At 60.2% G+C, this 16,714-nt stretch carries 16 protein-coding genes; 6 read left to right on the top strand and 10 right to left on the bottom strand.

Annotation, left to right across the window (positions count from 1 at the left end):
• Positions 1–156 precede the first annotated feature (156 nt).
• The 7 genes from folK to dksA all read right to left on the bottom strand — a co-directional run bounded on the left by folK (position 157) and on the right by dksA (position 8,970).
• Complete coding sequence (gene folK / locus BK670_RS10035) at positions 157–642, bottom strand: 2-amino-4-hydroxy-6-hydroxymethyldihydropteridine diphosphokinase (RefSeq protein ID WP_123449639.1); 486 nt, start codon at positions 640–642, stop codon at positions 157–159.
• 4 nt (positions 643–646) lie between these two features.
• Positions 647–2,047: a polynucleotide adenylyltransferase PcnB gene (locus BK670_RS10030; protein WP_064118692.1), complete on the bottom strand. Its 1,401-nt coding sequence runs from the start codon at positions 2,045–2,047 to the stop codon at positions 647–649.
• Between the two features lie 734 nt (positions 2,048–2,781).
• On the bottom strand, positions 2,782–4,218 hold the full coding sequence (locus BK670_RS10025) for a sigma-54-dependent transcriptional regulator (protein ID WP_123449638.1): 1,437 nt from the start codon (positions 4,216–4,218) through the stop codon (positions 2,782–2,784).
• A gap of 22 nt (positions 4,219–4,240) precedes the next feature.
• A complete protein-coding gene (locus BK670_RS10020) occupies positions 4,241–7,195 on the bottom strand; it encodes a sensor histidine kinase (protein ID WP_185036759.1) in 2,955 nt (984 codons plus the stop codon).
• Positions 7,179–7,355, bottom strand: coding sequence for a hypothetical protein (locus tag BK670_RS10015; protein ID WP_003176118.1), 177 nt, complete (start codon positions 7,353–7,355; stop codon positions 7,179–7,181). Before BK670_RS10015 ends, BK670_RS10020 begins: the two co-directional genes overlap by 17 nt.
• Positions 7,356–7,432: 77 nt before the next feature.
• Entirely contained in the window at positions 7,433–8,329 is an 897-nt protein-coding gene (gluQRS, locus tag BK670_RS10010; RefSeq protein WP_123449636.1) for a tRNA glutamyl-Q(34) synthetase GluQRS, read from the bottom strand.
• Positions 8,330–8,526: 197 nt separating this feature from the next.
• On the bottom strand, positions 8,527–8,970 hold the full coding sequence (gene dksA, locus BK670_RS10005; protein ID WP_064118688.1) for an RNA polymerase-binding protein DksA: 444 nt from the start codon (positions 8,968–8,970) through the stop codon (positions 8,527–8,529).
• Between the two features lie 334 nt (positions 8,971–9,304).
• On the opposite strand from dksA, the gene BK670_RS10000 reads away from it, so the two are divergent.
• A complete protein-coding gene (locus tag BK670_RS10000; RefSeq protein ID WP_123449635.1) occupies positions 9,305–10,477 on the top strand; it encodes a pyridoxal phosphate-dependent aminotransferase in 1,173 nt (390 codons plus the stop codon).
• Positions 10,477–11,190 carry a DNA/RNA nuclease SfsA gene (gene sfsA, locus BK670_RS09995; RefSeq protein ID WP_123449634.1) on the top strand — a complete coding sequence of 238 codons (714 nt, stop codon included), beginning with the start codon at positions 10,477–10,479 and terminating at the stop codon, positions 11,188–11,190. Before BK670_RS10000 ends, sfsA begins: the two co-directional genes overlap by 1 nt.
• Here sfsA and BK670_RS09990 read toward each other — a convergent pair.
• Positions 11,187–11,504, bottom strand: coding sequence for a Rieske (2Fe-2S) protein (locus BK670_RS09990; RefSeq protein ID WP_123449633.1), 318 nt, complete (start codon positions 11,502–11,504; stop codon positions 11,187–11,189). The two genes, sfsA and BK670_RS09990, sit on opposite strands and share 4 nt — an antisense overlap.
• Before the next feature lie 164 nt (positions 11,505–11,668).
• Between BK670_RS09990 and BK670_RS09985 the strand changes: the two genes are divergently transcribed.
• The 4 genes from BK670_RS09985 to BK670_RS09970 are packed head-to-tail and all read left to right on the top strand — an operon-like array spanning position 11,669 to position 15,215.
• Positions 11,669–12,541 carry a heme/hemin ABC transporter substrate-binding protein gene (locus BK670_RS09985; RefSeq protein ID WP_123449632.1) on the top strand — a complete coding sequence of 291 codons (873 nt, stop codon included), beginning with the start codon at positions 11,669–11,671 and terminating at the stop codon, positions 12,539–12,541.
• 50 nt (positions 12,542–12,591) lie between these two features.
• Positions 12,592–13,575 (top strand): FecCD family ABC transporter permease, encoded by a 984-nt coding sequence (locus BK670_RS09980; protein ID WP_185036760.1) that lies wholly within the window; start codon positions 12,592–12,594, stop codon positions 13,573–13,575.
• Positions 13,575–14,342 carry a heme ABC transporter ATP-binding protein gene (locus BK670_RS09975; protein WP_123449630.1) on the top strand — a complete coding sequence of 256 codons (768 nt, stop codon included), beginning with the start codon at positions 13,575–13,577 and terminating at the stop codon, positions 14,340–14,342. The genes BK670_RS09980 and BK670_RS09975 overlap by 1 nt, the downstream gene beginning before the upstream one ends.
• Positions 14,343–14,363: 21 nt before the next feature.
• Positions 14,364–15,215 carry a ChaN family lipoprotein gene (locus BK670_RS09970; protein ID WP_123449629.1) on the top strand — a complete coding sequence of 284 codons (852 nt, stop codon included), beginning with the start codon at positions 14,364–14,366 and terminating at the stop codon, positions 15,213–15,215.
• A gap of 227 nt (positions 15,216–15,442) precedes the next feature.
• Here BK670_RS09970 and BK670_RS09965 read toward each other — a convergent pair whose 3' ends face one another.
• Positions 15,443–16,243 (bottom strand): Crp/Fnr family transcriptional regulator, encoded by an 801-nt coding sequence (locus BK670_RS09965; protein ID WP_123449628.1) that lies wholly within the window; start codon positions 16,241–16,243, stop codon positions 15,443–15,445.
• A 16-nt stretch (positions 16,244–16,259) separates the two neighbouring features.
• On the bottom strand, positions 16,260–16,532 hold the full coding sequence (locus tag BK670_RS09960; protein WP_003228231.1) for a TfoX/Sxy family protein: 273 nt from the start codon (positions 16,530–16,532) through the stop codon (positions 16,260–16,262).
• Positions 16,533–16,714: the final 182 nt, after the last annotated feature.

The following is a 16,714-nucleotide window of genomic DNA, read 5'->3' as shown; positions in this document are numbered from 1 at the left end:
GGGGCTGATTCGCGGGGTTTTTGTCCGACAAAATTCTGGATCTGGAATAAACCAATGTGGGAGCGAGCCTGCTCGCGAAGGCGGTGGATCAGTCAACATTGCGCTGAATGACACACCGCCTTCGCGAGCAGGCTCGCTCCCACAGGGGGATTGCATTCAATTTGTCGGGAGGCGTTCCAGGCCGACGAACGGGCAGGCTGCGAGGAGGTCGGGAAGGGTGCGGCCATCGGCAAGACGCAGATCCTGCGGCGCCAATTCCGCGAGAGGATACAGAACGAACGCGCGTTCCTGAATCTGATAGTGCGGGACTTTCAGGCGTGGTTCGTCGATCAGTCGATCACCGAACAGCAGAATGTCCAGATCCAGCGTGCGCGGCCCCCAGCGCTCAAGGCGTTCGCGACCCTGATCGTTCTCGATGGCTTGCAAGGCATCGAGCAGTTCGAGCGGTGCGAGTGAGCTGTCGAGCGCCGCGACCGCGTTGGTGTAACGCGGTTGGCCTGGCAGCAAGGAATCGCTTTGATAGAACGCCGAAACGCCCGCGAGGGTGGTCTGCGGCAATTGTCCCAGCGCCTCGACGGCGCTGCGCAATTGTTCGGCAGGGTCAGCGAGATTGCTGCCCATGCCGATGTAGATGCGTTCCATGCCTTTATTCGCCTGTCGCGCTCGGGGCGCCGGCGCGTTTGCGCTTGGAACCGCTGCTGCGGCGACGCTTGCGCGGAGCACCGCTGGCGTCATCGCCCTTGCCGCTGAGGTCACGGATCATGTCGCGACGTTCGCTGTCGTTGGCGTCCTGATAATCCGTCCACCATTCGCCCAGGCCATCAGTCTCCTCGCCAGCGCTTTCACGCAGCAGCAGGAAGTCGTAACCGGCGCGGAAACGCGGGTTGTCGAGCAACAGGTCGGCGCGTTTGCCGCTGCGACGTGGCAGGCGTTCCTGCATGTCCCAGATCTCGCGGATTGGCATCGTGAAGCGCTTTGGAATCGCAATGCGCTGGCACTGTTCGGCGATCAGCTCGTGCGCGCCTTCCTGCATCGCCGGAATCGGCGGCATGCCACGTTCCTGCAAGCGCAACACGCGAGCCGGCAAAGCAGGCCACAACAGCGCGGCAAACAGGAAGGCCGGGGTCACCGGTTTGTTCTGCTTGATGCGCAGGTCGGTGTTGGTCAGCGCTTCACTGATCAGCGTGTGGGTGTATTCCGGGTTATGTTCCAGCGCATCGGCACTGGCCGGGAACAGCGGGGCGAACAGTTGCAGATCGACCAGCATTTCGAAGGTGATCGCGCCGTGCCCGGAGAGGAACAGCTTGAGCACTTCTTCGAACAGACGCGCCGACGGAATCTCGCGCAGCATCGGCGCCAGTTCACGGATCGGTTGCACGGTGTGCTTTTCGATGCCGAAGTTGAGCTTGGCGGCGAAACGCACGGCGCGCAGCATGCGCACCGGGTCTTCCTGATAGCGCTGCTTTGGGTCGCCAATCAGGCGGATCAGGTGATTGCGGATGTCATGGACACCGTTGGCGTAGTCGAGGATGCGCTCGCTGACCGGATCGTAATACAGGGCGTTGATGGTGAAGTCGCGGCGTTGCGCGTCTTCTTCCAGGGTGCCGTAAACGTTGTCGCGCAGAATCCGCCCGCTCTCGTTACGCGAAGACTGGTTGCTGTCTTCGTCGTCTTCGTTGACCGGGTGGTTGGCGCGGAAGGTCGCGACTTCAATGATTTCGCGGCCGAAGTGGATGTGCACCAGTTTGAAGCGACGGCCAATGATCCGCGCATTGCGGAATTCGGCACGGACTTGCTCGGGGGTGGCGCTGGTGGCGACGTCGAAATCCTTGGGCGTGATGCCCAACAGCATGTCACGCACGCAACCGCCGACCAGATAAGCCTGGTAACCGGCACCTTGCAGGCGTTCGACGATATTCACCGCATAGCGGCTGAATTGCGTTTTCTGCAGCGAATGTTGGCCGCTGTTAAGCACTTCAGGGGTGCTGCGGATGTGTTGCGTACGACGCACGGGAGTTCGGAATGACTGGAACAGCTTCTTCAGCATGGGATGCACTGTTTGAAGGAATGTTCGGCCATACCAAAGAATGACCGCATGATGGGCGCAGATTCTAGCATTTAGTCGGGGGATGGTGTAGGAGACAGCAGATTCAAGCTGAAAGCCGCAAGCTACAAGGGTGGAGCGGGGGTAGAGCGGGAGAATTTTATAGAAGGGAGAAACTACAAGGGGAGCCGAAGCTCCCCAAGAAGTAGTTGCGTGCTCTTTTTATTATTGATTCGGGCTTCTTGTTTTTGTTGAGTGCCCTCGCCACGAAGTGTTTCCTTCGTGACCCTCCCAATCGGGAGCCAAGAGCAAACGGATTGCTTTGGTCGCTGAATTGCAGTGATCTCTCGATCCAACCAGTACAGGCTCTGTCTTAGGACAGTTTTTGTTGTTCTCGGCCTGGTCGTGGGGCAAGCCCCAAATACAACGCCTCTCCAAAAGAATCAGTTAGCTGCGCCTCTCGCCGTCTTGTTTTTATTGTGCGTGAGTCGATTCGTCTTATTTTTATTGTCTTGTGCATTGCTTGTTATTGTTCTTGTACCAAACATATAGCAGGGGCCGTGCCAACTTTTGCGAAGCCCGATAAAACAAGGGGTTAGGTCGATATAGCCGTTTTGTCGGGGCGAAAAAAAGCCGGGGTTTCGTTACCGATAACCCCGGCTTCTGTTACGTGAAACGACTGAGGTAACAGTTTTTTCACATCTTCAAGCGTTACCCGCACACTCGACAGGTAACGTTCAGCTCTCGCTGGCAACCCCGGTCTTGCGGCGTGGAATGCCCAGACGCTGGCGGCGTTCCCACAGGCATTTGCGGCTGACGCCCAGTTTGCGCGCCAGTTCGGTCTCGGTCATGTGGTCCTGATGCTCGAGTACGAAATGCTGGAAGTAGTCTTCCAGTGACAAATCTTCGGTCGGCTCATGGCTGCTGTTGCTGGCGTTACCCGGCGTTTGTGGCGGCAGACCGATGAACTCGTCGTCTTCCAGATCGCTCAGCTCGATGTCGATGCCCAGCAGGTCGGCGGAGATTTCCGGGCTTTCGCTCAGAATCACCGCGCGCTCGACTGCGTTTTCCAGCTCACGCACGTTACCCGGCCAGGAATAATGACGAATCGCCTGTTCGGCATCCGCGGCAAATTTCAGGTCGGTACGGTTGATGCGCGCACTTTGGCGAGCGAGGAAAGCAGTGGCGATCTCGTTGACGTCGGCGCCGCGCTCGCGCAGGGCCGGCAGTTTCAGCGCGATCACGTGCAGACGGTAATAAAGGTCTTCACGGAACTGGCCGATTTTCGCCAGGCTCTTCAGGTCCCGGTGAGTCGCCGCGATCAGGCGTACATCGACTTTCTGCGACTGCACCGAGCCGACCCGGCGAATCTCGCCTTCCTGCAACACACGCAGCAGGCGGGCCTGGGCTTCCAGTGGCAGCTCACCGATTTCGTCGAGGAACAAGGTGCCGCCATCCGCTGCTTCGACCAGACCGGCACGCCCGGCGCTGGCGCCGGTGAACGCGCCTTTCTCGTGGCCGAACAGCTCGGACTCGATCAGGCTTTCCGGAATGGCTGCGCAGTTCACCGAGATCATCGGCGCCTTGGCGCGTTTCGACAGGTTGTGCAGGGCGCGGGCCACCAGTTCTTTACCGGTGCCGGACTCGCCCTGGATCAACACATTGGAATCGGTCGGCGCGACTTTGCGGATCTTGCTGTACAGATCCTGCATCGGCGGACAGGAACCGATGATGCCGATTTCGCCGTTGCTGTTATCGACGGCGGATTTGCCGCTGCCGTTGGCCGATTTGCTGGCAACCACTTCACCGGCAGCCGGGGCCGACTGGCGATCGCGCAGGATCCGCGCGACTGCCTGGAGCATTTCATCGTGGTCGAAAGGCTTGGCGATGTAGTCCACCGCGCCCATCTTCATCGAGTCGACCGCCGAGCGCAGGCTGGCGTAACTGGTCATGATCAGCACCGGGGTGCCCTGGCCGAGCTTGATCAGCTCGGTGCCCGGAGCGCCCGGCAAACGCAGATCGCTGACGATCAGATCGAACGTAGGAATGGTGAAGCGTTCTTGTGCTTCCTGCACTGAACCGGCTTCGCTGACCTGGTACTGGTTGCGTTCCAGCAGGCGGCGCAAGGCGGAGCGGATAATTGTTTCGTCTTCGACGATCAAAATGTGCGGCATTGATTCGATACTCTCGACGGTCTCAGTTCACAGCGGACGTCGCTTCGACATGACGCGGTAAGGTCACCCGGATACGGGTGCCGCGTTGGCTTTGTACATCAGCCGGGCTGTCGATGGTGATTTGTCCATAATGCTCTTCAACGATGGAATAGACCAGTGCAAGGCCCAGACCGGTGCCTTCGCCAGGATCCTTGGTGGTGAAGAAGGGTTCGAACAATCGGTCCATGATGTTCTTCGGAATACCGCTGCCTTCGTCTTCGACGATCAGATCGACCGTGTGTTCGCCGGCTTCGCTCTTGACCCGTACCGCACTGTGCGGCGGCGAGGCGTCGCGGGCGTTGGAGAGCAAATTGATCAATACCTGGGCGAGTCGCTGCGGGTCGCCTTCGACCCAGTGATCGGGATCGCACAGGTTGTAGAACTGCACTTCGAAATTGCGTCGGTTCAGCGCCAGCAGGCCAATCGCATCTTGAGCGACCTCTGCCAGACAAACGGGCTCGTCGCTGTGTTGATGGCTGCCGGCATGGGCGAAGCTCATCAGCGACTGGACGATGCGTGATACACGTTTGGTCTGTTCGAGAATCTGTCCGCTGATTTCCGTCAGTTCGCCGTCATCTTCACGTTCTTCGCGCAGGTTTTGCGCCAGACAGGCGATGCCGGTGATCGGGTTGCCGATTTCATGGGCTACGCCGGCGGCGAGACGACCGATGCTGGCCAGACGCTCGGAGTGCACCAGTTTGTCTTCGAGCGTCTGCGTTTCGGTCAAATCCTCAACCAGCAACACCAGACCACTGTTACCCGGTGCTAACGGTTCGTCGATCGCCGCTTTGTGCAGATTCAGCCAGCGCGTCTGACCGTCGAGGGCCAGATGCTGTTTGTGCAAATGTTCGTCGGGCAGGTTGATGAAACCCTGCAGCAATTCCTTCCACGGCTCGCCGATGGTGCTCAGGCGCGAACCGACCACACGTTGCGCGGCGATCCCGGTGAGTTCTTCCATGGCCTTGTTCCACATCAGGATCTCTTGATCCTTGGCCAGCGAGCAGACGCCCATCGGCAATTCCTGCAAGGTCTGGCGGTGGTAACGACGCAGGGCATCGAGTTCGGCGGCCAGACCTGTGAGGCGCGAGTGGTAATCCTCGAGGCGGCTTTCGATGAAGTGGATGTCTTCGGTCACATAATTTTCGCCCCCTGCCTTGTAGGGCAGGAAGGTTTCCACCATGTCCTGGGCCACGCTCGGGCCCATCAGGCCAGAGAGGTTGGCTTCGATCCGGTCACGCAAACGGCGCAGTGCATACGGGCGGCGTTCGTCGAATGGCAGATAGAGGTCACGCAGGGCTTGCTCGACTTCTTTCTGCGCTGCCTTGGCGCCCAGCGGTTTGGCCAGTTGCGTGGCGAACTCCTGCGGCGAGGCGGCGTGCAGCTCGCGGCGTTGCGGACGACGGACGTTATCCACCGCGCAGGCTTCGGCTGCACTGGCTTCTTCCGGACTGGCGTTGGTGAACAGCGAGATCAGGGTGAACATCAACACGTTGGCAGCGAGCGAGGCGATGGCCGCCATGTGCCAACTGGTGTCGTCGAGCACGTAAATCATGTTCAGCAGCGGGATGTAGAAACCCTGCAGATTGCCGACCAGCGGCAGCAGCATGGTCACCACCCAGACCAGAATCCCCGCCAGCAGACCAGCGATGAAACCGCGACGGTTGGCGGTCGGCCAGTACAGCACCGACAACACCCCGGGCAGAAATTGCAGGGTCGCGACAAACGCGACGATGCCGAGGTTGGCCAGATCCTGTTCGGCGCCGAGCATCAGGTAGAAGCCGAAACCGGCCATGATGATCGCGACGATCAGCGCGCGGCGGGTCCACTTCAGCCAGCGGTAGATGTTGCCTTCGGCGGGCGGCTGGTAGAGCGGCAAAACCAAGTGGTTCAGCGCCATGCCCGACAGTGCGAGCGTGGTGACAATGATCAGACCGCTGGCCGCCGATAAACCGCCGACATACGCGAGCAACGCCAGCGGTTTGCTGTTGGCGGCAATGCCGATGCCGAGGGTGAAATATTCCGGGTTGGTGGTGGCGCCGAGCTTCAGGCCGGCCCAGAGAATCAGCGGCACCGCCAGGCTCATCAGCAGCAGGAACAGCGGCAAGCCCCAGCTCGCACTGACCAGCGAGCGCGGGTTGAGGTTTTCGGTAAAGGTCATGTGATACATGTGCGGCATCACGATCGCCGAGGCGAAAAACACCAACAGCAGCGTGCGCCATGGGCCTTCCTGCAACGGCGTGTGCAGAGCGGCGAGGGCGGTCTGGTTTTGCAGCAGCCACAGCTCAAGTTGCTGCGGGCCGTCGAATACGCCGTACAACGCATACAGGCCGACGCCGCCGAGGGCGACCAGTTTGATCACCGACTCGAAGGCAATCGCAAACACCAGTCCTTCGTGCTTCTCACGGGTGGCGATATGTCGGGAACCGAAGAAAATCGTGAACAGGATGATCAGCGCACAGAACGCCAACGCCACGCGGCTCTGGATCGGCTCGCCGGTCAGAATGCCGATGGAGTCGGCCACTGCCTGAATCTGTAACGCCAGCAGCGGTAACACGCCGATCAGCATGAAAATCGTGGTCAGCGCGCCGGCCCAAGTGCTGCGGAAGCGGAACGCGAACAGATCCGCCAGCGACGACAGTTGATAGGTGCGGGTGATTTTCAGGATCGGATAGAGCAGCACCGGCGCCAGCAGAAACGCGCCGGACACACCGAGGTAACTGGAGAGAAAGCCGTAGCCGTACTGATAGGCGAGGCCGACCGTGCCGTAAAACGCCCACGCACTGGCGTAAACCCCCAGCGACAGCGTGTAGGTCAGCGGGTGGCGAATGATCGCCCGCGGGATCATGCCCCGTTCACTGATCCAGGCAACGCCGAACAGCACCGCGAGGTACGCGGCGCTGACCAGGATCATCTGGGTCAGGCTAAAGCTCATCGGCATCTTTTTGGCTCTGCAGGATGAAGGTCACGACAATCAGGATCAGCCAGAGCAGATAGGGGCGATACCAGGCGCCCGTAGCGTCGATCCACCAATCCATGATGGCGGGGGAAAACAGGTAGATCCCCACGACTAAAAGCAGGACCAAGCGATAGATGTACATCCCGGCCTCTCTTTTTTATGCGCGTGCCCGAAAACGTGCGGCGATGGTAACGGATGGGCGCACGACTGCAAGTGCCGTCATAGCAGTTGCGCCTCGGGCAGCGTCAGTGTGCGCGGGATCTTCGTGGCATCCCAGTGTGCGCTGCCCCACTTGAGTAATTCTTGCGGTGACGCATGGGCCAGTTCGGCGCCTGGGTTTTGCCCCAATGCACGCAGGGCTCGCAGCAGCAACGGTGTCGCTTGATCGGCCTCCAGCGGCGGCGAGCGATAGGACTTGCCGAGCTTGTTGCCGTCCGGCTGGGTGATCAGCGGCAGGTGCAGATAGCGCGGCTGGCGCAACCCCAGCAACTCTTGCAGATAGAGTTGGCGCGGCGTCGAGTCGAGCAGGTCGGCACCGCGCACGATGTCGGTGATGCCTTGCCAGGCGTCATCCAGTACCACGGCCAGTTGATACGCGTAGAGCCCATCGCGCCGGCGGATCACGAAATCGCCGACGTCGCGGCCCAGATGCTGGCGGTATTCGCCCTGCACGCGGTCGATGAAATGGTATTCCAGCTCCGGTACACGCAGGCGGATGGCGGCGTCCTGCTGGTCGTGGCCGGCATTGCGGCACAGGCCCGGATAAATGCCGTTATAGGCTTCGAGCTGTTTGCGCGAACAGGTGCAAGCGTAGGCCAGGCCGTGATTAAACAGGCTGTTGAGCACTTCGGCGTAAGCATCGTGCCGATCGCTCTGGCGCACCATGTCGCCGTCCCATTCGAAGCCGTAACTTTCCAGCGCTTTGAGGATCGCCGCTTGCGCACCGGGTTCTTCGCGGGGCGGATCAAGATCCTCCATGCGCACCAGCCACCGGCCGCCGACCGAACGTGCGTCGAGGTAGGAGGCGAGGGCGGCGACCAGCGAACCGAAGTGCAGGTGACCACTGGGGGTTGGGGCGAAGCGGCCGATGTAGGCGGGGGATGTCTTGGCAGTCATGGAAACGAAACTACTTTTCAGGCTATACGCAGGTCAACCTGTGGGAGCGAGCCTGCTCGCGAAAGCGGTGTGTCAGACGATTAAATGCCGAATGACACACCGCTTTCGCGAGCAGGCTCGCTCCCACAAGAGCAAAAGGCAAAAGGCAGAAACAAAAACGGAGCGTTCGCACGCTCCGTTTTTCGTTCAGGTCGAGATTACTTGCCGACCTGCTTTTCCTTGATTTCCGCCAGGGTCTTGCAGTCGATGCACAGATCCGCCGTTGGACGGGCTTCGAGGCGCTTGACGCCGATCTCGATGCCGCAGGACTCGCACCAGCCGTACTCTTCGTCCTGAATCAGCTCCAGCGTCTTGTCGATCTTCTTGATCAACTTGCGCTCGCGGTCGCGGGCGCGCAGCTCGAGGGCGAATTCTTCTTCCTGACTGGCACGGTCGGCCGGGTCAGGGAAGTTGGCCGCTTCGTCTTTCATGTGATCAACAGTACGGTCGACTTCCTGCATCAAGTCCTGTTTCCACTTGTTCAGGATCTTGGTGAAGTGCGCTCGCATCGGGGCGCCCATGTACTCTTCACCGGCCTTCGGAACATAAGGTTCGAAACCGCTGATCGTCGTTTGCTGCTGTTGCTTTGCTTGGGTGGGCATGAAATGGACCGCCTCTACTCTTGTAATCCATTGCGCAGGATTGCTCCATCACCGACACCTGCCGGCCCTGCGGCTGCAAGCGGGCGAACTTACCAGATCAATTCGGCCTGCGCTACTCCCGGATGTCGAGGCCCCGGCGGGTGGCGCTTGCAAATGTTTGGCAAGCCGTGTCTGGTGGTGTTGAAGACCTGTTCAATCACTGATTTTAGTCAATCCTGGAGCGTACGTGCGTATCGTTACAGTCCAGCGTTCTTGAGGCTGTGACCGCTGCGGGTTCTCGCTCGTTCCGGCAGATGGGTAGAATCGTCTTTTTTTCCCTGCCGAAGGAAAACCAATGGCTCAGCCTTACAGTGCGCGCAGTCGTGCGATCGAACCGTTCCATGTGATGGCGCTGCTGGCGCGGGCCAATGAATTGCAGGCTGAAGGCCACGACGTGATCCACCTGGAAATCGGCGAGCCGGACTTCACCACAGCCGAGCCGATCATCCGTGCCGGGCAGGCTGCGCTGACGGCGGGCAAGACCCGTTACACCGCTGCGCGGGGGATTCCCGAGCTGCGCGAAGCCATTTCCGGGTTTTATCAATCGCGCTACGGCCTGAACATCGATCCACGGCGGATCCTGATCACGCCGGGCGGCTCCGGCGCGCTGTTGCTGGCCAGCGCGTTGCTGGTCGATCCAGGTAAACATTGGCTGCTGGCGGATCCGGGCTACCCGTGCAACCGGCACTTCCTCCGTTTGGTGGAAGGTGCGGCGCAGTTAGTGCCGGTCGGTCCGGACGTGCGCTATCAGTTGACCCCGGATCTGGTTGAGCGCCACTGGGATCACGCCAGCGTCGGTGCACTGGTCGCTTCACCTGCCAACCCGACCGGCACCATCCTGACCCGCGAGGAACTGGCCGGGTTATCCACAGCCATCAAGGCCAGACACGGGCATCTGGTGGTGGACGAGATCTACCACGGCCTGACTTACGGCACCGATGCCGCCAGCGTGCTGGAAGTCGATGACAGCGCTTTTGTGTTGAACAGCTTCTCCAAATATTTCGGCATGACCGGCTGGCGGCTTGGCTGGCTGGTGGCGCCGGACGCCGCCGTCAGCGAGCTGGAAAAACTCGCGCAGAACCTCTACATCAGTGCGCCGAGCATGGCCCAATATGCCGCGTTGGCGTGTTTCGAGCCGGACACCCTCTTGATTCTGGAAGAGCGCCGCGCCGAATTTGGCCGTCGTCGTGATTTCCTTTTGCCGGCGTTGCGCGAACTGGGTTTCAACATCGCCGTGGAGCCTGAGGGCGCGTTCTATCTTTACGCCGATATCAGCCAGTTCGGCGGCGATGCCTTCGCGTTCTGCCGACATTTCCTCGAAACCGAGCACGTTGCCTTCACGCCGGGTCTGGACTTCGGTCGTTATCAGGCCAGCCACCATGTGCGTTTTGCCTACACGCAAAACCTCCCTCGCTTACAGGAAGCGGTGGAGCGAATCGCCCGCGGCTTGAAGAGCTGGCAAGGCTGATGCGCTTTTATCCACCTCTGGAAGAGGCGCGACTGATCCGTCGTTACAAGCGTTTTCTCGCCGATATCGAAACCGTTGGCGGCGAGTTCATGACCATTCATTGCCCGAACACTGGTTCGATGCTCAATTGTCAGGTCGAGGGCGGGCAGGTCTGGTTCAGTCGCTCCAACGATCCGAAACGTAAGTTGCCCGGTACATGGGAGATCGGTGAAACCCCGCAAGGCCGGTTGTTTTGCGTGAACACCGCGCGGGCCAACGGTTTGGTTGAAGAGGCGTTGCAGGCTGGCGTTATCACCGAGTTGAACGGCTTCACCGCGTTGAAGCGTGAAGTCGCCTACGGGCAAGAAAAGAGCCGTATCGATTTTCGCCTCGAGTACCCGAGTGGTCCGGCGTATGTAGAGGTGAAAAGCGTCACTCTGGGTTTCGATGGCACTGCGGTGGCGGCGTTTCCCGATGCGGTGACCCAGCGCGGTGCCAAGCATCTGCGGGAGTTGGCGCATCTGGCGCGGGACGGGATTCGGGCGGTGCAGTTGTATTGCGTCAATCTGACCGGGATTGACGCGGTGCGGCCGGCGAAGGAAATCGATTCGGCCTACGCTGATGCGCTTCTTGAGGCGGTCGCTTGTGGTGTTGAGGTTCTGGCATATGGCGTGCGGCTGGACCATGAAGAGATGGTCATCGACCGGCGTCTCGACGTATTGCTCAACGGTTAAACATCGATCCACAGGCCTTGCGCGTCTTCGCGACAAGGGATGGCGGTGAGTGCTTGCCCGGCGCAAGGCCCGGCGACGCATTCTCCGTCCTCGATCAGAAACAGTGCGCCGTGGGTGGCGCACTGGATCAGGCTGTTGCTCGGGTCGAGGAACTGGTCGGGCTGCCATTCCAGCCCGACGCCACGGTGCGGGCAGCGATTGAAATAGACGAATGCCTGTCCGTTGCGGCGCACGGCGAACAGCTTGTTCCCGTCGACTTCAAAACCACGGCTGGTGGCTTCGGCGAGTTCGTCGCCCGCGCAGAGAAACTTCATGGCTATCCTCTAGGGTCCGCTCGTGACTGGATATGTCCGAGCTTGACGTTTAAATGCAAACAATTATCAAATGGCGGCCTTCGCCCGCAGGCGGCTGGCAGATGTCGAGGATACTTGGCCTGCCATCCGGATGCCCGGGAAAACCTTATTCAAGGAAGCTGTGTATGCGCCTGAGTACCCGAGTTGCTGTGCTGTGTGCCGGACTTTTGCTCAGCCACCAGGCTGCAGCGGCTGATTTGCCGCAACGTTGGGTCAGTGCTGGCGGCGCGCTGTCGGAATGGGTGAGTGCGTTGGGTGGCGAGTCGAAACTGGTTGGCGTCGACACGACCAGCCAGCATCCGGACTCGCTGAAGGCACTACCGAGCATTGGCTATCAGCGCAGTCTTTCGGCTGAGGGCATCCTCAGTTTGCGCCCGGATATCTTGATCGGCACCGAAGAAATGGGCCCGCCGCCGGTGCTGTCGCAGGTTAAAGCGGCCAAGGTTCAGGTGGAGTTATTCTCGGCACAGCCGGATCTGCCGACGCTGGAGAAAAACGTCTCTCACTTGGGTCGGTTACTGGGTGCCGAACCGCAGGCTGCGCAGTTGCTGCAAAGTTATCAACAGCAACTCGATGCGCAGAAGGCTCGGGTTGTTCAAGTGCAGAGCAAGCAAAAGGCGCCGGGCGTGTTGTTGTTGCTCGGGCATGCCGGTGGCAAACCGTTGATTGCCGGCAAGGACACCGCCGCCGACTGGCTGCTGCAACAGGCCGGCGGGCATAACCTGGCGACCCATACCGGTTACAAGCCGTTTTCCGTGGAATCCCTCGCCAGCCTCGATCCTGAAGTGCTGGTGTTCGCCGACCGTGCGCTGACCGGTGAGGCGGCGAAAGCGGCGCTGTTCAAGGAAAACCCGATTCTCAATTCAAGCCGCGCGGCCAAGGCCGGTCGAGTGCTGGAGCTGGATCCGACTTTGCTGGTCGGCGGGCTTGGGCCACGTTTGCCGGCAGCGCTGAAAACCCTGTCTGACGGTTTCTACCCGGCCAAGAGCGGCCAATGACCATATTGGTAAAACCCCGTGCCTTGTTTATTGGCCTGATGCTCCTGTGTGTGCTGGCGATCTGGTTGTCGCTGGCCCTCGGGCCGGTCAGCCTGCCGCTGTTCGACACCTTGCGTGCAGCATTGCGCATGCTCGGTGTGCCGCTGGCGCCGGACGGTCTGGAGCAGGCTGAACTGATCCTCGGGCAGATTCGTTTGCCGCGAACGTTGCTGGGACTGGCCGTCGGCGGCGTGCTGGCGTTGTCCGGTGTGGCGATGCAGGGGCTGTTTCGCAACCCACTGGCGGATCCGGGACTGGTGGGTGTTTCCAGCGGCGCGGCATTGGGCGCGGCGATCGCGATTGTCGGCGGCTCATTCTTTGGTGGGTTGCCGGAATGGTTCGGGCCGTATCTGTTGTCGGTCTGCGCGTTTCTCGGCGGACTTGGAGTGACGGCGCTGGTGTACCGGCTGGGGCGACGTAATGGCCAGACCCATGTCGCGACCATGTTGCTGGCAGGTATTGCCCTGACCGCACTGGCCAGTTCGGCCGTCGGCCTGTTCACCTATCTGGCAGATGACGCGACCTTGCGCACGCTGACCTTCTGGAATCTTGGCAGCCTCAATGGCGCCAGTTACGCGCGGTTGTGGCCATTGCTGATCATCAGCGCTGGAGTCGCGTTGTGGCTGCCACGTCGGGCCAAGGCGTTGAATGCGTTGTTGCTGGGCGAATCGGAGGCCGGGCATTTGGGCATCGATGTCGAAAAGCTCAAACGCGAATTGGTGTTCTGTACGGCGTTGGGTGTTGGCGCAGCGGTAGCCGCGGCGGGCATGATCGGTTTTGTTGGGCTGGTAGTGCCGCATCTGGTGCGTTTGCTGGCGGGACCTGATCATCGGGTGTTGCTGCCGGCATCGGTGCTGGCCGGCGCGAGCCTGCTGTTGCTCGCTGATCTGGTGGCGCGGCTGGCACTGGCGCCGGCGGAGTTGCCGATCGGTATCGTTACCGCGTTTATCGGCGCGCCGTTCTTCCTTTATTTGCTGCTGCGAGGGCGTGCCTGATGTTGCGTGCGCAGAATCTGCACATCCATCGGGGTCGCAAGGCTGTGCTCAGCGATGTGTCGTTGCAGCTCGAACCGGGTGAAGTGCTCGGTGTGCTTGGGCCGAACGGTGCTGGTAAAAGTACGTTGCTCGGTGCCTTGTGCGGTGAGCTGGTGGCGAGCGCGGGCGGGGTTTCGCTCGACGGGCAAGCGTTGAGTCACTGGACTGGACCGCAGCGCGCGCAACGACTGGCGGTGTTGCCTCAGGTGTCGACCCTGGATTTTGCTTTTCGCGTTGAAGAAGTGGTCGGCATGGGCCGCTTGCCTTGGCAAAGCGGGCGGGTGCGGGATGACGAAATCATCGCGCAGGCGTTGGCGGCGGCGGATGCCGGGCACTTGAGCGGTCGCAGTTATCTGGCGCTGTCCGGGGGCGAGCGTCAGCGGGTGCATCTGGCGCGGGTGCTCGCGCAACTCTGGCCGGGACAAGCCGGGCAGACATTGCTGTTGGATGAACCGACGTCGATGCTTGATCCGCTGCATCAGCACACCACGTTGCAGGCCGTGCGCGAGTTTGCCGATCGTGGCGCGGCGGTGTTGGTGATCCTGCATGATCTGAATCTGGCGGCGCGTTATTGTGATCGCATTCTGTTGCTGGAAGGCGGGCGTCCGGTGGCGCTGGATACACCGCAGCAGGTTTTGCGTCCGGACACGCTCCAGGCCGTGTTCGGTCTCGAAGTGTTGGTGCAGCCGCACCCGGAGCGCGGGCATCCGCTGATCATCGCCCGCTGACAGGATCATTGAGGTGATGGCATGCGTGGGTTGTGGCTGTTGGCGGTGATGGTACTTGCGGGGTGTCAGCATGTTGCGGCGCCACCGCCGGTCAGTGGCGAGATTCGCGACCTGCGTAGCGGTCAAGTACTGACGGCGCAGCAGTTGCTGACGCGTCTCGCCGAGCCTGAGCGGCTGATCATCGGTGAGCAGCATGACAACGCCGATCATCATGTCGCGCAGTTGTGGTTGTTGCGCTCGCTCGCTGAGCAGCGGCCGCAGGGCAGTCTGCTACTGGAAATGCTCACGCCGGATCAGCAGCCTCGTATTGATCAAGTGCGCCTGGCGAAAACGCCGCCCGCTGACCTGCCCGGCGCATTAGCCTGGGAGGACGGCTGGGACTGGAATCTCTATGGGCCGATTGTCCGCTTCGCGCTGACTCAGCCGTATCCACTGCTGGCGGCGAATCTGGATGGCGCTGAAATCCGTACTTTCTATCGCGATCCGCCGGTGTTGAAGGGGGCGCGCAGCAATACAGAATCTGTGAAAAGCGTTTTGCTGGAGCAGATCCGCGATTCCCACTGTGGCCTCCTGCCCGAATCACAGATGCCAGCGATGCTGGCCGTTCAGCAACAGCGCGATCGGCGTATGGCTGAGCGTCTGTTGGCGGCTCCTTCATCTTCAATCCTGCTGGCCGGTGCGTGGCATGCGCGCAAGGATGTTGGTGTGCCACTGCATGTTGTGGATCTGGGCGCTACCCAGGCACCCACCGTGTTGATGCTGGCAGAGCAGGGCGCCGAGGTAACGGCTGCGATGGCCGACTACGTTTGGTACACACTTGCCACGCCAAAGCAGGATTACTGCGAGCAGATGCGTAAACAGTTCGGCAAATGACTTTTCCACAGGCAAAAAAAGACCCGGTAAAAACCGGGTCAAATAACCGTGATTAGCCTGATGAGGAGATAATCTGAGAGTCCGAACCAAGGGCTTTTCAGAATATCGACTGATCTCGCGACCAGTTGTGATAATCATAGCGATTCTCATTACCGAGTCAACCGTTGATTTCCTATTTCTGTGAAAACATCTGGAAAATGGCCGGTACACCCCGGAAACAAAGGCCTTCAGCATTGGCCTTCAATCGGCGTCATTTGCGTGATCTGCCGGTTCAGCTGGCCGATCCGCCGTGCCATGCTCTCGATCAGGCTGTGGGCGATCTTTGGATTGGTGCGGGTCATGCTCAAAAATTGATCACCGGGAATCAGCATCACCGTGCTCGGTACTCGGGCGATTACCGTGGCATTGCGCGGCTCGCCGGTAAACACGGCCATGGCACCGAAAATCTCGTCCTTGGCCACGTCGCCAACCTTATGCCCATCCACAAACGCTTCGGCATGCCCGTCGATGATCACGAACACGTGATCAGCCGCGTCCCCCTGTTTGATCAGGGTTTCACCGGCCTCGACCCGTTTGAAGCCATTGGTGCTGCGAAACTCGCGCGGTTTCAGTTCCGCGACGGCATGGGCGAGGATCGCCATCTGCCCCAGCAGATACTCCAGAAACTGGTCTGCCCGATGCGCGTCGGCATACAAATGCTGGAAAACCTCATGGCGCCGATAGGGCGTCAGCAGCAATGTCCCGTCACTGCACAAACGGCAATCGGCCCAGTTCTCTCCCTGTTGAAGGCCGATCAAATCGCCGTCCTGCCAATAAAACAGCGGGCGGGCGCCGAAATAGCCGTTGATCACCCCTTCATTCAGCAAAAACAACTGGTCGGCGGGTAACTGCGTCAGCAAATCATCCGATGGCTGCAGTTCCAACGCCGGCCCGCAAGGCGCCAAATCGCTCAGCCACAGTGCGGGCAAGCTCTGCAAACGGTTGATCAAGGCATCGGTCCAGGCCGATTGTTCCCCCAGTAAATACATAACGGTCTATGCCCGTTCAGTTCTTGTGGCGCGAGGAAATGGCTTCTAGCTGCTTGTTGAGAGCGTCCTTGCGTTCGGCGGGGATGTCGTTCCAGTGCACATCCATCAGCGCGCCCTCGATCGCATACAACAACACCTTCGATGCGCGAAACCCGCGGGTACGCACGGCCCGGTAGGCGTCCACCGCGCCCAGGCGACGCAAGTCCGAGGCGCTGTGGATGCCCACGGCATGCAGCCATTGCGCCGACGTCTTGCCAAGATTCTTCAGGTGTTGCAGTTCATCATTCATCAAGCCTCCTTGCGACGGCCGAATGGTGCGTGGGCGAGCTTCTCAGGAGTGTAGCCATCAGTAGGAAAAGCGTGGTTGTTTGGTCGGATTCAACGTAAACGCTTCTAAGAAAGGGAGCTTGAAAGGCCTGCGAACGCAGAAAGAAGGGGAAAAAACACATATCAATGTAGGAGTGAGCCTGC

The sequence above is a fragment of the Pseudomonas fluorescens genome (assembly GCF_003732425.1).
In the GTDB taxonomy this organism is placed as follows: domain Bacteria; phylum Pseudomonadota; class Gammaproteobacteria; order Pseudomonadales; family Pseudomonadaceae; genus Aquipseudomonas; species Aquipseudomonas fluorescens_BE.
This window is presented reverse-complemented; position numbering and strand designations above follow the sequence as displayed.